Source organism: Streptomyces mangrovisoli, assembly GCF_000974985.2.
Taxonomy (GTDB): Bacteria; Actinomycetota; Actinomycetes; order Streptomycetales; family Streptomycetaceae; genus Streptomyces; species Streptomyces mangrovisoli.
This window is the reverse complement of sequence record NZ_LAVA02000112.1, coordinates 1-19945: the sequence shown is the minus strand read 5'-3', so window position 1 is coordinate 19945 and position 19945 is coordinate 1. Positions and strand designations below refer to the sequence as shown.

Genomic DNA, 19945 nt, shown 5'->3' with positions numbered 1-19945 from the left:
GACCTTGCACGTCCTCTTCACTCCCCCTTGCTGAAAAGGACAACCTTTTGCTGTTGTGCGATGCCGCAATAAAAGGGGTGTGCGGGCGGACCGAATGCGACGCATTTCCCCTGGGCGCAGCGAGGATACTTCACTCCGGGCCGGTCCGTACGGGGAATGAGGGATGGGTGCGCGGATATGGAAGGAGATGAACGTACGGTCGACGAATGGGGGCAGGTCCGGCGAAAATGAGATGCGCTTGAGCTAGAATATGATCATTGCTGATCGTTTTTTCGCGGTCGGGCCGGTCCATCCCCCGTCGGGGTGCCGGTCGATCCCTCCGGCGGAGCGATGCGGTCGGCCGGCCCGGCCGGGGCACCCAGGGCCCGCGCCAGATACGGTGCCGTCGTGCTCCCCGGGGCCGCCGCCACCTGTGCCGGAGTGCCCGTCGCCACCACGCGACCGCCCGCGTCGCCGCCGCCCGGGCCGAGGTCGATCACCCAGTCCGCGTCCGCGACCACCGACATGTCGTGTTCGACGACGATCACCGTGCCGCCCGCGTCGACCAGTTCGTGCAGCCGGCCCATCAGCACGTCGACGTCGGCCGGGTGCAGGCCCGTCGTCGGCTCGTCGAGCAGGTAGAGGGTGTGGCCGCGTCGGGCGCGCTGCAACTCGCTCGCCAGCTTGATGCGTTGGGCCTCGCCACCGGACAGCTCGGTGGCGGGCTGGCCGAGGCGGAGGTAGCCGAGGCCCACGTCCAGGAGGGTGTCGAGGCTGCGGGCGACCGCCGGGGTCTCGGCGAAGAACTCCGCCGCGCTCTCCACCGTCAGGTCCAGCACCTCCGCGACGGTGCGGCCCCGGTAGGTCACCTCCAGCGTCTCCGGGTTGTAGCGGGCCCCGCCGCAGTCCGGGCACGGCGCGTACGTGCTGGGCAGGAAGAGCAGTTCGACGCTGACGAACCCCTCGCCCTGGCAGGTCTCGCAGCGCCCGCCCGGCATGTTGAAGGAGAACCGGCCCACGCCGTAGCCGCGGGCACGGGCCTCGTCCGTCGCCGCGAACACCTTGCGTACCGTGTCGAACAGGCCCGTGTACGTGGCCAGGTTGGACCGCGGGGTGCGGCCGATCGGCTTCTGGTCGACCCGCACCAGCCGCCCCACGCCCGGGAGTTCCTCCGTGATCTCGCCGATCAGGGTTGACTTGCCTGATCCCGACACCCCCGTCACGGCGGTCAGCACGCCGAGCGGGAACGCGGCGGTGACCCCGCGCAGGTTGTGCCGGGTGACCGGGCCGACCGTCAGCTCGCCGTGACCGGAGCGCGGTGCGCGCCTCCGCCGGGGGGAGCGGTCGAACAGGTAGCGGGCCGTGGCCGATTCGGCGACGTCCGCCAGCGCCTCGACCGGCCCGCTGTGCAGCACCCGCCCGCCGTGCTCGCCCGCGAGCGGGCCCACGTCGACCACCCAGTCCGCGCCGCGCACCACGTCGAGGTGGTGCTCCACCACGAACACCGAGTTCCCGGCCGCCTTCAGCCGTGCCAGCACGGTGACCAGGGCCTCGGTGTCCGCCGGGTGCAGTCCGGCGGACGGCTCGTCGAGGACGTACACGACACCGAACAGTCCCGAGCGCAACTGGGTCGCCAGACGCAGCCGTTGGAGCTCGCCCGCCGAGAGGGTCGGGGCGGACCGGTCCAGACTCAGGTAGCCGAGGCCGAGTTCGACGACCGGCGCGATACGGGAGACGAGGTCCTCGGTGAGCACCCGTGCGGTCTCGGACCTCCCGCGCGGCGCGCCCGCGTCGTGCGCCCGCCGCGCGAGCTCCGTGAGCTCGGTGAGTGGCAGCGCGGCCAGCTCGGCGATCGTACGGCCCGCGAACGTCACCGCGAGCGCCTCCGGACGCAGCCGGTGCCCGTGGCATTCCGGGCAGGGCGCACTGGTCAGGAAGGACTCCGCCCGGGTCCGCAGGGCGGCGCTCTTGGAGTCGGCGAACGTCTTCATGACGTAGCGGCGCGCGCTCATGTACGTGCCCTGGTACGGGCGTTGGATGCGGTCGGCGTCGCGCACCGGATGCACCGTGACGACCGGCTGTTCGTCCGTGAACAGGATCCACTCCCGTTCCGCGGCGGGCAGTTCGCGCCAGGGCCGGTCCACGTCGTGGCCGAGCGCGGCCAGGATGTCCCGCAGGTTCTTGCCCTGCCAGGCGCCCGGCCACGCGGCGATCGCGCCGTCCCGGATCGACAGCGACGGGTCGGGGACCAGCGACTCCTCGGTCGTACGGTGCACGCGGCCCAGTCCGTGACACGCGGGGCACGCTCCCGCCGCCGTATTGGGGGAGAAGGCGTCCGAGTCGAGGCGTTCGGCGCCGGGCGGGTAGTCCCCGGCCCGGGAGAACAGCATCCGCAGGTAGTTGGAGAGGTTGGTGACGGTGCCGACGGAGGAGCGCGAGGTGGGCACGGAGCGGCGCTGCTGGAGCGAGACGGCCGGCGGCAGACCGGTGATCTCGCCGACCTCGGGCGCCCCGACCTGGTGGATCAGCCGTCGGGCGTACGGCGCCACCGACTCGAAGTAGCGGCGCTGGGCCTCGGCGTAGATCGTCCCGAACGCCAGCGAGGACTTGCCCGAGCCGGACACGCCGGTGAAGACCGCCAGCACGTCCCGGGGGATGTCGACGTCCACGCCCTGCAGATTGTGCTCGCGGGCACCGCGGACGCGGACGCAGGGGTCGTGGGCGGCGGTCATGACGGCGGCTCCGGTTGCGTGTGGGGGAGGGAGGAGGGGGAGGGGGAGGGACAAACTCCGCAATTCTATGCGGGCCCCTGGGGGGGAGCCGCGTCGACGTGGTGCGGACCCGGGCCCGCTGTGGGAGGTTGGGGCGGGGGTGCCGATTTGTTGCGCCATGCCCGTTTGTGCGCGGTACGGAAGGCCCGTGAACATGACTACTCCCGGTTTCGGTTTCGGACGCAGCCCCTTCGAGGATTTCGACGAGCTGATGTCCCGCTTCTTCGGCGGGACCGGCGGGACCGGCGGCCCCGGCGGCACCGGCGGAGCGGGCGGCGCCTCGCCCGGCCGCCGCGTGCAGCGCGTCGACGTCGGCAGCCTCCTCTCCGAACGCGCCCGCGAGCTGGTCGCCCAGGCCCGGGACATCGCCGCCGCCGAAGGCAGCGCCGACCTCGACGCCCGCCACCTGCTCGCCGCCGCCACCGAGCACGAGTCCACCCGGCGCCTGCTCACCGAGGCCGGCGCCGACCCCGACCGGCTCCGGGCCCGCCTCACCACGGACACCGCCGCCGAGCCGACCGACCCCGTCACCCTCACCCCCGCCGCCAAACGGGCCCTGCTCGACGCCTACCAGCTCTCCCGCGCCGAGGGCTCCTCCTACATCGGCCCCGAACACCTGCTGCGCGCGCTCGCCGCCAACCCGGAGTCCAGCGCGGCACGCGCCCTCGCCGAGACCGGCTGGGAGCCGGTCAGGATGCCCCCCGAGGGCGCCGCCCCCGAACGCAAGAAGCCCAGCAGCACCCCCACGATCGACGAGTTCGGCCGGGACCTCACCGAGGACGCCCGCGCCGGCCGCCTCGACCCGGTGATCGGCCGCGACGAGGAGGTCGAGCAGACCATCGAGGTGCTCTCCCGGCGCAGCAAGAACAACCCCGTCCTGATCGGCGACCCCGGCGTCGGCAAGACCGCCATCGTCGAGGGCATCGCCCAGCGCATCGTCGCCGACGACGTGCCCAAGACCCTCACCGGCAAGCGGCTGGTCTCCCTGGACCTGGCCGGCATGGTCGCGGGCACCAAGTACCGCGGCGAGTTCGAGGAACGCCTGAAGAAACTCCTCGACGAGGTCCGCGAGCACGGCGACGAGCTGGTCCTCTTCCTCGACGAGATGCACACCGTCGTCGGCGCGGGCGGGGGCGGCGAGGGCGCCATGGACGCCGGGAACATGCTCAAGCCCGCCCTCGCCCGAGGCGAACTGCACCTCATCGGCGCCACCACCGTCGACGAGTACCGCAAGCACATCGAGAAGGACGCCGCCCTGGAGCGCCGCTTCGCGCCGATCCTGGTCGGCGAGCCCTCCGTCAACGACACCATCGAGATCCTGCGCGGCCTGCGCGACCGCTACGAGGCCCACCACCAGGTCCGTATCACCGACGAGGCCGTCGTCGCCGCGGCCGAGCTCTCCGACCGCTACGTCACCTCCCGCTTCCTGCCCGACAAGGCCATCGACCTGATGGACCAGGCCGCCGCCCGGGTTCGGCTGCGGGCCCGGACCCCGCTCGCCGACACCCGCGAGGCCGAGGACCGGCTCGCCGCCCTCAACCGGGAGAAGGACCAGGCCGTCGCCGACGAGGAGTACGAGCGCGCCAAGGAGCTGCGCGACCGGATCAAGGAGGCGGAGGCCGACGTCGCCAAGGCGGGCGAGGCCGAGGAGCGCACCCCCGAGGTCACCGCCGACGACATCGCCGAGGTCGTCTCCCGCACCACTGGCATCCCGGTCGCCCAGCTCACCGAGGAGGAGCGCGAGCGGCTGATGAAGCTGGAGGAGCATCTCCACGAACGCGTCGTCGGCCAGGACGAGGCGATCACCGCCGTGGCCCGCGCGGTCCGCCGCGCCCGCGCCGGGATGAGCGACCCGAACCGGCCGATGGGCAGCTTCCTCTTCCTCGGCCCGACCGGCGTCGGCAAGACCGAGCTGGCCCGCGCGCTGGCCGCCGCCCTCTTCGGCGACGAGAACCGCATGATCCGCCTCGACATGAGCGAGTTCCAGGAGCGGCACACCGTGTCCCGCCTGGTCGGGGCCCCGCCCGGATACGTCGGCCACGAGGAGGCCGGCCAGCTCACCGAGGCCGTCCGCAGGCAGCCGTACGCCGTCGTGCTGCTCGACGAGGTCGAGAAGGCGCACCCCGACGTCTTCAACACGCTGCTGCAACTGCTCGACGACGGCCGGCTCACCGACTCCCAGGGCCGTACCGTCGATTTCAAGAACACCGTCGTGATCATGACGTCGAACATCGGCGCCGACCGCATCCTCGCCGCGGGCGTCGACGACTACGCGAAGGTCCGCGACTCGGTGATGCCCGCGCTGTCCTCGCACTTCCGCCCCGAGTTCCTCAACCGCATCGACGAGATCATCGTCTTCCGCGGCCTGGAGCGCTCCCAGCTGCGGCAGATCGTCGAACTGCTCCTCGACGCCACCCGGCGCAGGCTGCGCGCCCAGGACGTCTCCCTGGAGGTCACCGACGCGGCCGCCGACCTGCTCGCGAACATCGGCCACCAGCCCGACTTCGGCGCGCGGCCGCTGCGCCGCACCATCCAGCGCGAGGTCGACGACCGGCTCGCCGACCTGCTGCTGTCCGGGCAGCTCGTCGCGGGCGACCGGGCCCGGGTGGACGCGGCCGACGGGCAGGTGATGGTCGGCGCGGAGAAGCCGGCGGAGGTGTCGTAGCCGCGGCCCCGCGGGCTCAGGCGTGGAACACCCGCGCCAGCCGTCGGTAGGAGTCCAGGAGGGCTTCGCGGTCGTACGTGCTGGTGGTGACCAGGACCTCCTGCGCCTCCGTCTCCTTCAGCACGTCCTCCAGGGCCTCGGCGACCTGCTCCTCGGTGCCCGCCGGCTGCCCCGCGAGCCCGGCCTCGTAGAAGCCGCGCTCCTTCGCGGACATCGCGCCGGACGACGCGAGGGACTCGACCTCCTCGGCGGGCGGCAGCGGCGGGAAGGTGCCGCGGGTGCGGGCGTGCGCCATCGACCACGCCTCCGGGAGCAGCAGCCGCCGGGCCTCCTCGGGCGTCCCGGCGACGGCGACCGTCCCGGAGACGACGACGTACGGCCGCGCGGCCCACGGCGAGGGCCGGAACAGGGACCGGTAGCGCTCGATGCCGCGCAGCATCCGGTCCCGGTCGCGCAGGTCGCCGATGACCATGGGCAGCCCCGCCCGCGCGGCGATCGCGGCGCCCTCGCCCATCGCGAGCACGAACGGCGGTACGGCGAGGCCCTCCGCGGGGCGGGCGCGCACCCCCGTGGGGTCCGTGCCGCGGAACCAGCCCAGCAGCTCGTCGAGCTGGGCCGCGAAGTCCCCGGCGTCGTCCTTGTCGCGGCCCAGCGCCCGGCGTACCCCGTCGGTGAACCCCACGGAGCGGCCCAGGCCCATGTCGATGCGCCCGGGGAACAGGGACTCCAGCACGCCGAACTGTTCGGCGACGACCAGCGGGCGGTGGTTGGGCAGCATCACCCCGCCGGTCCCCACCCGGATGGTCCGGGTCGCCCCGGCGACGGCCGCGGCGAGCACGGTCGGCGCGGACCCGGCGACCCCGGGCACGCCGTGATGCTCGGCCACCCAGAACCGGTGGTACCCGAGCGCCTCCGCCTCCCGTGCCAGCCGTACGGTGTCGCGCAGCGCCTCCCCGGCCGGCCGCCCCGCACGGATCCGAGAGCGGTCGAGGACGGAGAAGCGGGTGCGGGCGATCAGTGGGTTCACGTTCGTGTCAACGCGCTGTGGGGCCGGGGATTCCCGCCGCGCTGCGGGGCCGGGGTCTCCCGCCCGCGTTGAGCGGCCGGGGATTTCCGCCGGTGTTGAGCGGCCGGGGATTTCCGCCGGTCACCGCTCCGGCAGGCCCTCGTTCTCCTCCGGCGGGCCCTCGGCCGCTTCCGGCGGGCTGTCGTCCTCCTCCAGCAGGCGCTCGTCCTCCTCCGGGTCCTCGCCCTCCATCAGGCGTTCCGCGATGTCGTTCGCCCAGTCCTGGGCCCAGCGGCGGAGTTCCGGTACGGACTCCGGGGGCAGCCCGCAGGCGGTGAACTCGCGGTCGTCGATCCAGTCGAGGCCGGTCAGCCGGGACTGGAGGTCGGCGAGGTCGAAGCTGTCGGGGGCGTGGCGGCGGCCCAGCTCCTCCAGTTCGGGGTGGCTCCAGTGGGCGGCGGCCGCGTGGGCGTCGACGAGGTCGCGGGCCAGGCCCCGGTCCGCGAGCGCCCTGACCGCGGTGCCGACGACGTCGTCCACGGAGACCACCGGCCCGAACGGCGTCGGCACCGGCGGCCGCCAGAACGTCTCCTTCGCCACGGACACCGCGCGCCGCTCCTCCGTCACCGGGTCGGTCACGGACAGCAGCGCGCCGAGCGGCTCCGTCTCCACCTCCCGGGCCTGCCATCCGCGCACCGTGAGCCCGCCGAGGAGCGCGTCGACGATCGCGGCCATGTCCGCGGGGCTCTCCGTGGCGAGGTCGACGCCCGGCCCCGCCCGGTCCACCAGGCCGTGGGCGAGCGCGGCCAGCTGGCCGCTGAGCGCGAGGCCGTACGGCGCGCCGGCGGTGAGGACGTCGGCCGCCAGCCTGCGGAGCGGCTCGCCGGGATCGGCGGCGGGCGCGGCGCCGGGCCGGGGGTCCGTGGGGTCGTCCATGGTCATCGGCTCAGTATGTCGGGCTGTTGTCCTTCTCGGTGGTCGGCGTGAGTCCGGAGGCCGTGCCGGAGGCCAGGCCGAGGACGAGGAAGAGCACCACCAGCGCCTTGCCCGCTCCGGAGAGCAGCAGGGGGCGGGTGGACGAGAGCGCCGGTTCGGTCCGGGCCTCGTCGGGCCGGTCCCCGAAGAGCCGCTTGGGATAGGCGGACGTCAGCAGCATCACGTACGCGTCGAACCGTACGGAGAAGCGCACGACGGCCGCGGTCGCCTCGAACAGGGCGCGCGGCATCCGGCCGAGGATCAGCGTGATCAGCCACCACACGAACGACGCCACCCACCAGCCGGAGCCGAGCAGGCCCTGCACGATCGCGGCCGGGATCAGCAGGATCAGCCGGAAGAACACCGCGAGCCGGTTCAGCCGCCCCGGGCGCAGCTCGATCCTCACGGGGAAGTCCGCCGGGGGAGTGAGGGCGAACGGCGGGTAGGCGCCGTGCAGCAGCATCAGGCTCACCAGGACGCGTACCCGGTAGGCCAGGTAGGAGGAGAGGAAGCCGGCCAGGGAGTCGGGCAGCCGGCCGAGCACGAGCGCCGCGAACCAGCCCGCCACCACGGCGAAGAACGCGGCGATCGACAGCACGAACAGCACGATGTAGTGCGGGACGAGGATGAGGGCGCGCAGCAGCACGGTGAGCCGCTTCTGCGGTTCGGGGCCGGGTACGTCGAGCGCGGGCAGCCACTCCCGCGGGGCCTCTGCGGGCACGTTCCACGTCGGGTACCGATCGCTCGCCACGGGTGCGCCTCCTCGCCGGTTCGGCCGTCGCGTCGGGCGGCGGCCGTTCACGTTCTAGGGTGGACCGTGTGACGCGTGACAGCGCACGGCCGGTGGCCGTCTTCGACCTCGACAACACCCTCGCCGACACGGGGCACCGGCAGCGGTTCCTGGAACGGAGGCCGCGGGACTGGGACGCCTTCTTCGCGGCGGCGCCGCAGGACCCGCCGATTCCGCAGGGTGTCGCGCTGGTCCGGAAGAGTGCCGAGGAGTGCGAGGTCGTCTACCTCACCGGCCGCCCCGAGCGCTGCCGTGCGGACACCCTGGACTGGCTCGCCCGGCACGAACTGCCCGAGGGCCGCGTCCACATGCGCCGCGACGGCGACCGCCGCCCCGCCCGCCGCACCAAGCTGGAGATCCTGCGGCGCCTGGCCCGGACCCGGCGGATCCGGGTCCTGGTCGACGACGACGAACTGGTCTGCGCGGACGCCGAACAGGCGGGTTTCCCCGTCGTACGGGCCCGCTGGGTCACCCCGTCCGCGGAACTCGGCACGGCCCAGGAACGAGAGGGCCGGACCTGAGGGTCGGACCTGACGGCCGTACCCGAGGGTTGTACCGGAGTGCTGTACCGGAGGTCCGTACCGGAGGTCTGTTCCAGGGACGTGCGCGTCGTCAGTCCGTCTCGTCCAGGCGGAAGCCGACCTTCAGGCCGACCTGCCAGTGGGCGATCTGGCCGTTCTCGATCTGGCCGCGCACCTGCGTCACCTCGAACCAGTCCAGGTTGTGCAGGGTCTGCGAGGCACGGGTGACGCCGTTGCGGACGGCCTGGTCGACGCCCTCCGGCGAGGTGCCGACGATCTCCGTGACCCGGTAGGTGTGGTTCGACATGCGGGTGCGCTCCTCTCGGCGGTGACGCGGCACGCCCGGGTCCGCCGGGGCGGACGGGTGCCACGTCACTCCACCGTGCCCCATGCGGCCCCGGTCCGCGAGGCAGCGCCGTACGGCCGTGCGACCTCCGCTGCCGTACGCGGCCTCATCCGTACGGTGGGCGCCGGTTCAGCCGGTGGCGCCCGCCGCCCGCAGTGGGCAGCCCGTGCCGACGCGCGCGTCCAGGGCACGGTCTCGTCGTCACGGCGGGTTTCGCGACGCCGTGGACGTACGCGTTCGTGCACCAGGCGCTGTCGTCGCTGGGCCGGGGCGCCGGGCTGGGCGCCCTGCCCGCGCTCGACCCGATGCAGACCCTGTACGCGAACCTCATGGGGGTCGGTCGTGGTCGTGTGGGCGCTGCTGCGGATCGTCCGGCCACTGCCCGTGCACGGGTTGCTGGACGGCGTCGCCCGCGTGCTGTTCGCCCTGTGGCAGGGCTACGCGCTGGCGCACGGCGTGACACGGGTGCTGGTGCCGTTCCTCGCGGTGGAAGTGGCCTTCGGCGTCGTGCAGTTGCTGCCGTGGTGCGGGGCCGGTGGCCGCCGCCCGGACCCTCTGCCCCGCATGACTCGCCCGGCCTGAGCGGACCGCAAAGGCCGGGCCCGGTCTGAGCGGACCGAGAAGAGCCGGGCCTGGCGGGGGCGGACCGCAAAGGGCCGGGCCCGGCGGGAGATCCGCCGGGCCCGGAAGGCGTGCCGCGAGGCTCAGCGCGCCATGCTCAGCGACAGCGCGAAGCGTCCCTCCCGGTCCGTCCACCAGTGGGACAACTCAAGCCCCGCCGCGGAGAGTTCGGACCGAACGCCGTCCTTGCGGAACTTCGCCGAGATCTCGGTGTGCAGTTCCTCGCCGGCCGCGAAGTCGACGGCGAGGTCGAGGACGGGGATCTTCACGGTCTGCGCGACGCGCGAGCGCAGCCGCATCTCGATCCACTCGTGTTCCCGGTCCCACAGGGCCACGTGGTCGAAGGCGTCCGGGGCGAAGTCGGCGCCCAGTTCACGGTCGACGACCGCGAGGACGTTCTTGTTGAACGCGGCCGTCACCCCGGCCGCGTCGTCGTACGCCCTGACGAGCACCTGTTCGTCCTTGACCAGGTCGGTGCCGAGCAGCAACGCGTCGCCGGGGGAGAGCAGTTCGCGGATGTGGGCGAGGAACTCGGCGCGTTCGGCGGGCAGCAGATTGCCGATGGTGCCACCGAGGAAGGCGACGAGCCGGGGCCCCGGTGTGTCGGGGAGTTCCATCCGGGCGGTGAAGTCGGCGATCAGCGCGTGGACCTGGAGCCCGGGCCGGTCGGCCGCGAGCGCCTGGCCGGCCTGGGTCAGCGCGCTCTCGCTGACGTCGACGGGAACATAGGTCGCCAGACCCGTGAGCGCGTCCAGTAGATGGCGGGTCTTCTCCGAGGATCCGGAGCCCAGTTCGACCAGGGTGCGCGCGCCGGTCGCGGCGGCCACCTCGGTCGCCCGGTCGACGAGGATCTCCCGCTCGGCGCGGGTCGGGTAGTACTCGTCCAGCCGGGTGATCTGTTCGAAGAGGTCGCTGCCGTGGGCGTCGTAGAACCACTTGGGCGGCAGGGTCTTGGGGGTGCGGGTCAGTCCGAGGAGGACGTCGGCGCGCAGCGCGGCGTCCGTGGCGTCCTCGGGCAGGGTGCGGGTGATCAGGAACGGACTCACGTACAGGGCTCCTTGCGTGGTGCGGGTGCCGAGTCGTACTTCAGGTCCTTGAGCGGGGTGAGGAGCACGTCGGTGCGGCTCGCCACCAGCAGGGTGCGGTCGGGGACCTCCTGCCAGCGGGGGTCGTCGTCGTACGGCTCGGAGGCCACGACGGTGCCGTGGCCGGGCTCGGCCAGATGGAAGAGGGTGTCGCCCCAGGCGGTCGCGGCGATCGTGTCGCCGTCGGTGAGCAGGAGGTTGAGGCGGGATCCGGGGGCTGCCTCGGCCACCTCCAGGACGGTGTCGGCGAGGGCCTGGCCGAGGTCGTCGCCGCCGCGCAGACGGTTCACGACCAGCGCCCAGATGAGCGCCGAGTCGCTGCGGGCCTCCAGCGAGAGCAGGTCCCGCGCGGGCAGGGTGCTCACCAGGGACGCGAGCGAGCCCGGCCAGCCCGCGACCGCGCCGTTGTGGCTGAACAGCAGGCGGTCCGCGGCGAAGGGTGCCGCCGCGGCCTCCGCGTCCGCGCCCGCCAGCGTGGCGTCGCGCACCGCCGCGAGCACGGCGCCGCTGCGCACCACCCGCGCCAGGTCCGCGAAGGACAGGTCCGCCCAGATCGGCCCGGCCCGCCGGTAACGGGCCGGCACCGGGTCGCCGTCGGCGTACCAACCGACGCCGAAACCGTCGGCGTTGACCGTGCCGTGCCGCTGCCGGCGCGGGGCCCACGACTGGCGGTACAGCGCGTGCGGCGGCTCCACCAGCAGCCGCCCGAGCGGCAACGGCGGCCCCAGGTAGGCCAGATGACGGCACATCAGGCCGCTGCCGAACGGGCCGTGCGGAAGCCGGAGAAGATCTGCCGCCGGATCGGGTAGTCCCAGTTGCGGAAGGTGCCCCGGCAGGCGACCGGGTCGACGGCGAAGGAACCGCCGCGCAGCACCTTGTACTCGGGGCCGAAGAACACCTCCGAGTACTCCTTGTACGGGAACGCCCGGAAGCCCGGGTACGGCAGGAAGTCGCTCGCCGTCCACTCCCACACGTCGCCGATCAACTGCCGTACGCCCAGCGGGGACTCGCCCTTGGGGTAGCTGCCCGCCGGGGCCGGGCGCAGATGGCGCTGTCCGAGGTTGGCGTGGTGCGGGGCCGGTTCGTCGTCGCCCCAGGGGTAGCGCGTCGAGCGATCCTGCGCGGGGTCGTGGCGGGCCGCCTTCTCCCACTCGGCCTCCGTCGGCAGCCGCCGTCCGGCCCAGCGGGCGTAGGCGTCGGCCTCGTACCAGCACACGTGCAGCACCGGCTCGTCGGGCGGTACGACCTCGGTGGCGCCGAACCGGCGGCGCAGCCACTGCCCGGCCTCGCGGTGCCAGTACAGCGGCGCGGTGAGGGAGGCGCGGCGCACGTGCCCCCAGCCCTCGTCGGTCCACCAGCGGGGGTCGTCGTAGCCGCCGTCCTCGATGAAGGCGAGGTAGGCGCCGTTGGTGACGGGGGTGGTGTCGATCCAGAAGGACTCCACCTCCCGCCGGTGCGCGGGCCGTTCGTTGTCCAGCGCCCACGGCTCGGTGGAGGTGCCCATGGTGAACGGGCCGCCCGGCACGAGGACTTCGGCCGGTCCGGTGAAGGCGCCCGCGGGTTCCGGGTCCGGGGCGGTGAGCACCTGCGGCCCGGTGCGCAGCTGATGGGTGATCAGCATGGTCTCGTCGTGCTGCTGTTCGTGCTGGGCGATCATCCCGAAGGCGAAGCCCGCCTCGGTCAGCAGCGACCCGTGGAAGGCGGTGCTCTCCAGCAGGTCGAGCGCGCGCCCGCGGACCTCGGCCGCGTACCGCCGGGCCTCCTCGGGCGGCAGCAGCGGCAGCCTCGGGCGCTCGGCGCGCGGGTGCTCGAAGGCGTCGTAGAGACTGTCGATCTCGGGCCGCATCGCCTCCCGGCCGCCGACGTTGCGCAGCAGCCACAGCTCCTCCTGGTTGCCGATGTGCGCGAGGTCCCACACGAGGGGCGACATCAGCGGGGAGTGCTGCGCGATCAGGTCCGGCTCTTCGACACAGGTGGTCAGCAGGGTGGTGCGGTCGCGGGCGGTGATCAGCGAGGCGAGCGCCCGCTCGCGGACGCTCTCGGCGTCGAGGGCGGGGTCGGTCATGTGCGGATGTCCTTCCCGTGAGCGCGCGCGTCCGTGTCGCGCAGCTGGTCGAGCAGGTCGTCGGCGGGACAGCGGCCCCTGCGGACATAGCGGTCGAGATGGTCGGCGACGGCGGCCGTGACCTGCTCGCGGGCGCCGATCCGGGGCAGCGCCCCGAGCGCGGCCGTGAAGCAGATCTCGGCGGCCTCGCGCAGCTCGGGGTCGGCCAGGCCGTAGCGGGCCGCGTCCAGGTACAGCGGGTTGTGCGGCGCGGGCAGGTTCAGGGCCCGCTCGGCGAGCGGCTTCACCGCCCGGTACGCCGTCTCGGCGGCCTCCGGGTCGTCGAAGAGCGCCGCCGTCACCGCGAGCGGCACGATCCACCCGTCGTCCCCGGGCTGCGCGTCGATCATCCGCAGTTCGAGGTGGCCGCGCGGTCTGACCGGTGGGAACAGCGTGGTGAGGTGGTAGTCGAGATCCTCCTGGGTGGGGGGTCTGGGCGCGCCCGAGCGGGTCCATTCGCGGAAGGTCAGCCCGTCGGGCACCGCCCACGGGCCGCCGCTGTCCTCGCGGACGCACATCACCGGCGAGTCCAGCACATGGCGGGCCCACGAGGCCCGCGGGTCGCCGTCCAGCGGCGGGCCGCCGGCCCGGCCGGTGCCTATCTCCATCCACAGCAGCTGGCGGGTGGAGACCCAGCCGGTCGGCTCGCCGCCCAGCAGCGGCGAGTTCGCGAACGCGGCCACCAGGACCGCGCCGAGCTGGTGGGAGAGCCACCAGCGGCGCCCGTGGCCCAGCGGGCCGGGCTCCTCCTGCCCGGCGTCCAGGCACACCTGCACCGAGGCCGAGGTGCACATCATGCGACGGCCTGCCGGGCCGGTGCGGTCCAGGCAGGCCTCCATCGCGTCGTAGCGCGGCTGGCGCAGGAACCGGCGGGGAGGGTGCCAGGGGTCGTGGCCGAGGCCGACCAGGCCGAGGCCGTCGCCGCGGAGCACCGCGCGGACGGCGGCGAGGTCGGCGGAGACGGTGTCGATGCACTCGGTCAGGGAGGCGGCGGGGGGCGAGCTGAGCTCCAGCTGGCCGCCGGGCTCGACGGTGAGCGCCGACCTCAGAGGCACCGATCGAACGGCGGCGTAGGCCGCCTCGAGTCGTTCGGGTGGGACGGGGAGCCGCGGATCACGCAGCTCGTGGATCAGCCATTCCACTTCCACACCGAGGAAGCGGGGCGGTCCGGTCTTGAAGCAGATGCCCCTGACCAGGGCCTCCACCTCGGCTGCGGAGAGTGCGGTGCGGGGCGCCGTACAGTCGCCGCCGTCGCTCTCCGATGCTGTTGACGTTTCCGGCATGTCGGGATCCTCTCTGAGCTTCCCGTTGGCAGCACTCGTCCCAGACAAGCCCCTCGCATCGAATCGCACAAGGGTGCCCCACGGGACGTCCGGGGTTCGTCACCTCCGTTTCGACGGTGTTTCCTCTGCCGGGAAACTCTGTTGCACGGCACGTCCAGCATCGCTCACGATGCGTTCATGAGCACGACGGGGGACGCCGCGCGGCGCGCGGGCATGGCGCACACGGGGGTGGCGCCATGAGCGCGCGTCTGCACGGCGTCGCGCACACGGGGGTGGCGCCGTGAGCGCGCGGCTGCACGGCATCGCGCAGGAGAACGAGCGGATCGTCGCGGCGGGGGAGTACCGCGCGCCGGACGGCCGCACGGTCTCGCTGAAGGCCGCGATCGACGCGGCACGGGCGGGCACGCGGGTGTACGGCCCCGAACCGGTGGCGCTCGACGCCTCGGCCGCTCCCGGGTCCTACGACACGGTCTTCGAGGTCACCGCCGAGAGCAGCCTCCAGGCCGCGCGCCGGCTGACCGGCCGCGGGCCGCGCGGCCCCGTCGCGGTCGGGTTGCCCGGCCCCGTCGCGGTGCTGAACTTCGCCTCGGCCCGCAACCCGGGCGGCGGCTACGTCAGAGGCGCCAAGGCCCAGGAGGAGGACCTGTGCCGCGCCTCCGCCCTGTACACGTGCCTGCGGGAGGCCGACGGGTTCTACGCCCACCATCGGGCCCACCGCGACCCGTTCTACACGGACCGTGTCGTCCACTCACCCGCCGTGCCCGTCTTCCGCGACGACCGCGGCCGGCTCCTCGACGAGCCGTACGCCGCCGGATTCCTGACCTCGCCCGCACCGAACGCGGGAGTCGTCCTGCGTACGGCGCCGGAGCGCGCGCCGCTGCTGCCGCGCGCGCTCGCGGCACGGGCCGAACGGGTGCTGGAGACCGCCGCCGCCCACCGCTACCCGCGGCTGGTGCTGGGCGCCTGGGGCTGCGGGGTGTTCCGCAACGACCCCGCGCAGGTCGCGGGCGCCTTCCGCGGGCTGCTGGGCCCCGGCGGCCGATTCGAGGGAATGTTCGAGCAGGTGGTGTTCGGGGTGCTGGACCGGAGCGAGGGGGCGGTCGTGCGAGGGGCTTTCGCGCGGGCGTTCCCGGAGGGCTGAGGGGGCCCGCCGGGCGTTCGGGTCGCGTCAGGGTGCCTTCGGGAGAGGACCGATCGCCGGGGTGCCGTGTGCCGTGCCCGCGGACTCGGTCTCGGACTGGGACTTGCTCTCGCTCTCGCTCTCGGTCTCGGTGAGTGAGAGTGCGGCGAGGAGCCGCATCTTCTCGTCGCTGTCGCTGTCCTTGTCGGGGTAGTAGACGACGAGGATGACGTCGTCGACGGGGAGTTTGTCCCGGTGGAGGCGCAGGTCACCGACGACGGGGTGGTGGACCGTGGTCGTGCCGCCGTCGAGACCGCGGACGTCGTGGCGCGCCCACAGGGTGCGGAACCGCTGACTGGACAGGGCGAGTTCTCCGACGAGTTCGACGAACCGGGGATTGTCGGTGTCGTCGCCGATGGTGGTGCGAAGGGCGGCGACGAAATCCGCGGTGGCCTTCGCCCAGTCCTGGTGGAATGCCTGCTCCTCGGGGTCGAGGAGGAGCGAGCGCAGCCTGTTCTGGCCGGGCCGCAGTCGGGGGGAGAGCGCGACGGCCATGGGGTTGGAGGCCAGGACATCGAAGGCGCGCCCTTCGACGAACGCGGGGATCTGAAGGTGGGCGAGCAACTCGTGCACCCGCGCCGGTACGTGCTCGGGCCGCTTGCGGCGTGGCGTCCGGGGACGCGCCGTCGCCAGGCCGAGGAGATACGTCCGCTCGACGTCGTCGAGCCGCAGGACGCGCGCGAGTGCTGCGAGGACCTGGGCCGAGGGGTTCCTGTCACGGCCCCGCTCCAGGCGCAGGTAGTAGTCGGGACTGATCCCGGCGAGCAGGGCGACCTCCTCACGGCGCAGGCCCGGCACGCGGCGGTGTCCGCCCGGCGGGAGTCCTGCCTGCTCCGGGGAGACCAGCTCACGCCGGGCGCGTAGATAGCTGCCGAGCCGGTTGCCGGATTCCTCGTCCTTCATACCGACACCGTAATGCGGTGGGCGCAGCTCAGCGGGGGCCCTGGCAGGACCAGGGAAGACGGAGGCCCTGCCACATCCGGCGCATGCCGCCAAGACTGCGAGGACACCGCTTCGCAGGAGACGGGGAACACCACCGTCCGCGCCGGGCCTGAACGCCGTCGGCGCTTCGCACTGAAGGGAAGATCTCGTGGATCTCTCGAATCGCACCGTTCTCGTCGTCGGCGGAACCTCGGGTATCGGGCGGGAGCTGGCCCGCCGTTTCGCCGCGGCGGGCAGCGTCGTGGCCGTCGCCGGCCGCAGCGCGGAGGCACTCGCGGAACTCGCCGCAGACGGCTTCGGCACGTTCGCCATGGACGTCACCGACAGCGCTTCCGTCGCCTCTGCCCGTGACGCCGTGCTCGCCCGGTACCCGGAACTGGACACCGTGGTGACCATGTCGGGCGTCATGCTCCTGGAGGACCTGCGCGACCCCGCGCACTTCGAGGTGGCGGCAACGACGATCGACACCAACCTGCTCGGCACCGTCCGAGTCCTCGACGCCTTCACCCCGCACCTGGTCCAGCGGGGCGCCGGCACCTTCGTCACCGTCACCTCCGGCATCGCCTTCCTGCCCTTCCCGCCCATGCCCAGCTACGCCGCGTCGAAGGCGGCCGTGCACTCCTACACCGAAGCGCTGCGCGCGCAGCTGGAGGGCACCGGCGTCGGCGTCGTCGAGCTCGTCCCCCCGGCCGTTGCCACGGCAGGACAGGAGAAGGTGAACCCGCACGCGCTGCCGCTCGGCGACTTCGCCACCGAGGTGATGGACCTGCTGGGGACCGAGCCCACTCCGCGCGAGATCCTCGTCGACCGGGTCCTGATGCACCGGTGGGCCGAGCGCGACGGCACGTACGACGAACTGGTGGCGCAGCGCTCACAGGCGCTCTCGATGCTCCCGGGCCGGAGGAACGCGGCCGTGGTCGCCGACTTCTGAGGGACGACTGTTGCACGGCGTGCCGGGCGACGGCCGATGGCTTCCCTGCCGTTCTCTGCCGCTCTCTGCCGTTCCCTGCCGTTCCCGTGGTTCTCATGGTTCTCGTGGTTCCCGCACGAGATGGCACGCGTCCGGCACGGGCACGGCCCCCGTGGGCCCCGCTAGTCTCCGATCATGGCCTTACGACCTGATGAGTTCTACGACCATGCACGCGCGGCCGCGGACGGTGAGCTGAGGCTTCCGTTGGCGCGGATGACCAGTTGGGAGATAAGTCCCTTCGAACCAGAGGGGCTTCGCGTCGCGCCGCTGCGTGCGCCCACGCTGCCCGAGCCGGAACGGCACGGCGAGGATCCGGCGAACTGCGACCCGTGCCGCGAGCGGGACGAGGGCATCTGGTTCGACGAACGCTGGCGGCTGGCCCGGGTCACGGGCGTCGGCGTGCCCTTGGTGCTGATGCTGTTCCCCCGCGACCACTACGACATGGCGGACCTGCCCGATGAGATGGCCGCCGAACTCGGGGTGCTCACCACGCACATCGTCCGCCATGTGCAGGCACTGCCACATGTCTCCCGAGCCCACGTCTACCGGATCGGCGACGGAGCCGCGCACCTGCACATCTGGTTCTTCGCCCGGCCCGAGGGCCAGGCCCAGCTCTACGGGTCGTGGATGCCCGTCTGGGACGACCTCCTGCCGGAATACCCGGCGGACGTGGCCGACGCGGACGCGACGGCCGTGGCCGACGCACTGGTCGCCTCGTACGGGGGCCGTCGCCAGGCCGCCGCCGACGACCAGACGCCCGCCTGAGCCCTCCGCGCGATCTCATCGGCCGGTGCACTGATCGCCACCGGCGCAACTGACCGACGACACCGAAGAAGCCCTCAGCTCCGACCAGTTCGGATGCTGTGGGCTTCTGTCATTGCGGGCCGGCCACGGGCGGCTGGGTCACGACGATTCGCCATATCACCGAATCGGCTGCCGAGAACTGCCACGCCAGTTCGCGCATATGGGCGTGCGGAATCTCGGCGGTGAACACGCCGCTGCCATCACCGCATTGAGACCCGGCGAGTGGCTTTCCGGTGGCGACGATGTCGAACTTGGACGGGCCCGCGCAGGTCCACCTCACGGTGATGGAGGAAGCCTTCCCCGCTGACGCGGGAAGCGTGACCCCGCCTGCACCGTGACCCGATCCCGTGTACAGCGTCTTCGTTCCGACAGGGAGCGGCGACTGGAGCGGATTGGGCAGGCGATCCGGACTGGTCGGGGTCTGTGCCTGGGAGGGGGGCGCGCTTGGCTTCGTCGTCGTCCCGTGGGTCGCGGTTGCCCGTGCGTGAGCGCCACCGGAACAGGCCGACACGAGCACGAGGGCCGAAAGGCCGACGGCCAGCAGGGAAGGCTTCATCAGATCGTCCTTGACTCACGAGTGGGCGATGTAGGGCGAGAGCGCCGGGAGCTTGGCCGTCCCGTGGTTCGAGACGATCCACTTGCAGCCGCCGTTGTAGGAGCCCCGTTCCCAGTTGAAGGAGTATCCCTTCGAGCCGAGGGCGAGCCATCCGTCCCGCTGACTCGCCGGAACCTTCCACGTTCCGCCAAGGGTGACGGTGGTGGTCTTCGCGTAGGAGATCGAGCCGCTGATGGTCTCTTCAGCGGAAGCAACGATGATCGACTCCTCGATCTTTGCCGCATAGGTGAAGGTGCCGGTCCAGGTGTGCCCCTTGGCGACCTCAACCTTGAGCGTGATGCCGGACTGTCCGTAGACGGTCTTGCTCTTGTCGCCGACGAACGTGCTCTTGACCTTCGTGAATGAGACAGTCGGATCGGGCGGGCAACCGTCCGGGTGCACCGGACCGACGCCGACGGCCGGACCGTCGACGTCGGCGTCGTCGGGCGCCTGAGGGATCGGGCTCCCGTCCTGGTCGGCATTGACCGCCGTCGGGGCGTCTTCGGCGAAAGCGCTGCCCGACCCGCCGGCTCCCACGATGAGAAAGGCGGTCAGAGTGGTGGCGGTGCACGAGCGAGCTATGGCGTTCATGGTTCCTTCCATTTCGCTCCCTCCCCCGGGAGCGGCATGGACATAACAATCATGGATCCATGGGTGATCATCAAGGAAAAGCGATCAAGTCTGAGCAAGGCTTGAGCTTGCCGACTGCCGCGGGTCATTGGCCATGCAGTGACCCCGCGAATATAGGCCGGACTCCGCGCTTCCGGCGGCACGTGTCGATTGCGCCGCCTGGTGAACGTTGTTCATTCGATCATCTCTTAATTCAACCAAGGGGGCCAAAGGCTTGATTCTGGAACCTGGTCCCGAATCTTCGTTACAGTCGCCGGAGAGGCTGACGGACCGATCCGGCTGGTCAGTTGACGCCATCGTGATGATGGTCGGGTGAGAGAAGAGTCGCCCGTACCGGCGCCGGTCATCCTCGGCATCGATGATCTCCGGCCGCTGCCCTGGGCCACGCGGATCGCGCGCAGTAGCCGCGAAGGTGTGGAGCTCCTTCAAGAGCACCGTGACTGCTTCATCGACGAACTCTGGCTCGACCACGACCTCGGCGGCGACGACAGCATCCTGCCCGTGGTGACTCTCCTGGAAGAAGCCGCCTTCGACGGACGGCCCTTCCGCATCGGTACGGTCTTCGTGCACAGTGCCAACCCCATCGGCGCCGAGACCGTCGTCCGGTCGCTCACATTCTGGAACTACCGGGTCCGGCGGGCGACGGTCTAGCCTCGATCTTGCATGACGGCCCGCCAA

Annotated in this window: 18 protein-coding genes and 1 pseudogene; 7 read left to right on the top strand and 12 right to left on the bottom strand. The window is 72.3% G+C overall.

Features of this window, described 5'->3' with window-relative positions:
- Positions 1-254 precede the first annotated feature (254 nt).
- Positions 255-2711 carry an ATP-binding cassette domain-containing protein gene (locus tag WN71_RS35400; RefSeq protein ID WP_079178371.1) on the bottom strand — a complete coding sequence of 819 codons (2457 nt, stop codon included), beginning with the start codon at positions 2709-2711 and terminating at the stop codon, positions 255-257.
- Positions 2712-2904: 193 nt separating this feature from the next.
- Between WN71_RS35400 and WN71_RS35395 the strand changes: the two genes are divergently transcribed.
- Complete coding sequence (locus tag WN71_RS35395; RefSeq protein ID WP_071369919.1) at positions 2905-5415, top strand: ATP-dependent Clp protease ATP-binding subunit; 2511 nt, start codon at positions 2905-2907, stop codon at positions 5413-5415.
- 16 nt (positions 5416-5431) lie between these two features.
- Here the strand turns inward: WN71_RS35395 and WN71_RS35390 are convergent, their stop codons facing one another.
- The 3 genes from WN71_RS35390 to WN71_RS35380 all read right to left on the bottom strand — a co-directional run bounded on the left by WN71_RS35390 (position 5432) and on the right by WN71_RS35380 (position 8147).
- The gene (locus tag WN71_RS35390; protein WP_046592129.1) at positions 5432-6442 is read right to left on the bottom strand and encodes an LLM class flavin-dependent oxidoreductase; all 1011 of its coding nucleotides are present in this window, start codon (positions 6440-6442) and stop codon (positions 5432-5434) included.
- Positions 6443-6562: 120 nt separating this feature from the next.
- The gene (locus tag WN71_RS35385) at positions 6563-7357 is read right to left on the bottom strand and encodes a nucleotidyl transferase AbiEii/AbiGii toxin family protein (RefSeq protein WP_079178374.1); all 795 of its coding nucleotides are present in this window, start codon (positions 7355-7357) and stop codon (positions 6563-6565) included.
- Positions 7358-7367: 10 nt separating this feature from the next.
- Positions 7368-8147 carry a DUF4389 domain-containing protein gene (locus WN71_RS35380; RefSeq protein ID WP_046592128.1) on the bottom strand — a complete coding sequence of 260 codons (780 nt, stop codon included), beginning with the start codon at positions 8145-8147 and terminating at the stop codon, positions 7368-7370.
- Positions 8148-8215: 68 nt separating this feature from the next.
- Between WN71_RS35380 and WN71_RS35375 the strand changes: the two genes are divergently transcribed.
- Positions 8216-8707 carry a phosphatase domain-containing protein gene (locus tag WN71_RS35375; protein WP_046592127.1) on the top strand — a complete coding sequence of 164 codons (492 nt, stop codon included), beginning with the start codon at positions 8216-8218 and terminating at the stop codon, positions 8705-8707.
- Between the two features lie 91 nt (positions 8708-8798).
- Here WN71_RS35375 and WN71_RS35370 read toward each other — a convergent pair whose 3' ends face one another.
- Complete coding sequence (locus tag WN71_RS35370) at positions 8799-9014, bottom strand: dodecin (protein ID WP_046592126.1); 216 nt, start codon at positions 9012-9014, stop codon at positions 8799-8801.
- Positions 9015-9208: 194 nt separating this feature from the next.
- On the opposite strand from WN71_RS35370, the pseudogene WN71_RS35365 reads away from it, so the two are divergent.
- Positions 9209-9635: pseudogene (locus WN71_RS35365) on the top strand (hypothetical protein).
- Positions 9636-9757: 122 nt separating this feature from the next.
- On the opposite strand, the gene egtD reads toward WN71_RS35365, so the two are convergent.
- The 4 genes from egtD to egtA are packed head-to-tail and all read right to left on the bottom strand — an operon-like array spanning position 9758 to position 14146.
- Positions 9758-10720, bottom strand: coding sequence for an L-histidine N(alpha)-methyltransferase (gene egtD, locus WN71_RS35360; RefSeq protein ID WP_046592125.1), 963 nt, complete (start codon positions 10718-10720; stop codon positions 9758-9760).
- The gene (egtC, locus tag WN71_RS35355) at positions 10717-11508 is read right to left on the bottom strand and encodes an ergothioneine biosynthesis protein EgtC (protein WP_046592124.1); all 792 of its coding nucleotides are present in this window, start codon (positions 11506-11508) and stop codon (positions 10717-10719) included. The genes egtD and egtC overlap by 4 nt, the downstream gene beginning before the upstream one ends.
- A complete protein-coding gene (egtB, locus tag WN71_RS35350) occupies positions 11508-12824 on the bottom strand; it encodes an ergothioneine biosynthesis protein EgtB (RefSeq protein WP_046592123.1) in 1317 nt (438 codons plus the stop codon). The genes egtC and egtB overlap by 1 nt, the downstream gene beginning before the upstream one ends.
- On the bottom strand, positions 12821-14146 hold the full coding sequence (gene egtA, locus WN71_RS35345) for an ergothioneine biosynthesis glutamate--cysteine ligase EgtA (protein WP_046592122.1): 1326 nt from the start codon (positions 14144-14146) through the stop codon (positions 12821-12823). Before egtA ends, egtB begins: the two co-directional genes overlap by 4 nt.
- A gap of 280 nt (positions 14147-14426) precedes the next feature.
- On the opposite strand from egtA, the gene WN71_RS35340 reads away from it, so the two are divergent.
- Complete coding sequence (locus WN71_RS35340; protein WP_046592121.1) at positions 14427-15287, top strand: TIGR02452 family protein; 861 nt, start codon at positions 14427-14429, stop codon at positions 15285-15287.
- Positions 15288-15314: 27 nt separating this feature from the next.
- Here WN71_RS35340 and WN71_RS35335 read toward each other — a convergent pair whose 3' ends face one another.
- The gene (locus tag WN71_RS35335; RefSeq protein WP_046592120.1) at positions 15315-16229 is read right to left on the bottom strand and encodes a helix-turn-helix domain-containing protein; all 915 of its coding nucleotides are present in this window, start codon (positions 16227-16229) and stop codon (positions 15315-15317) included.
- Positions 16230-16416: 187 nt separating this feature from the next.
- Between WN71_RS35335 and WN71_RS35330 the strand changes: the two genes are divergently transcribed.
- Complete coding sequence (locus WN71_RS35330) at positions 16417-17199, top strand: SDR family oxidoreductase (RefSeq protein ID WP_046592119.1); 783 nt, start codon at positions 16417-16419, stop codon at positions 17197-17199.
- A gap of 174 nt (positions 17200-17373) precedes the next feature.
- Positions 17374-18003 (top strand): hypothetical protein, encoded by a 630-nt coding sequence (locus WN71_RS35325; protein ID WP_046592118.1) that lies wholly within the window; start codon positions 17374-17376, stop codon positions 18001-18003.
- A 109-nt stretch (positions 18004-18112) separates the two neighbouring features.
- On the opposite strand, the gene WN71_RS41630 is transcribed toward WN71_RS35325, so the two are convergent.
- Positions 18113-18598: a hypothetical protein gene (locus WN71_RS41630; RefSeq protein WP_143074920.1), complete on the bottom strand. Its 486-nt coding sequence runs from the start codon at positions 18596-18598 to the stop codon at positions 18113-18115.
- A gap of 15 nt (positions 18599-18613) precedes the next feature.
- The gene (locus tag WN71_RS35320; RefSeq protein ID WP_046592117.1) at positions 18614-19228 is read right to left on the bottom strand and encodes a hypothetical protein; all 615 of its coding nucleotides are present in this window, start codon (positions 19226-19228) and stop codon (positions 18614-18616) included.
- A 351-nt stretch (positions 19229-19579) separates the two neighbouring features.
- Here WN71_RS35320 and WN71_RS35315 point away from each other — a divergent pair, with 351 nt between their 5' ends.
- A complete protein-coding gene (locus tag WN71_RS35315; protein WP_079178370.1) occupies positions 19580-19918 on the top strand; it encodes a cyclic-phosphate processing receiver domain-containing protein in 339 nt (112 codons plus the stop codon).
- The last annotated feature ends 27 nt before the right edge of the window (positions 19919-19945 follow it).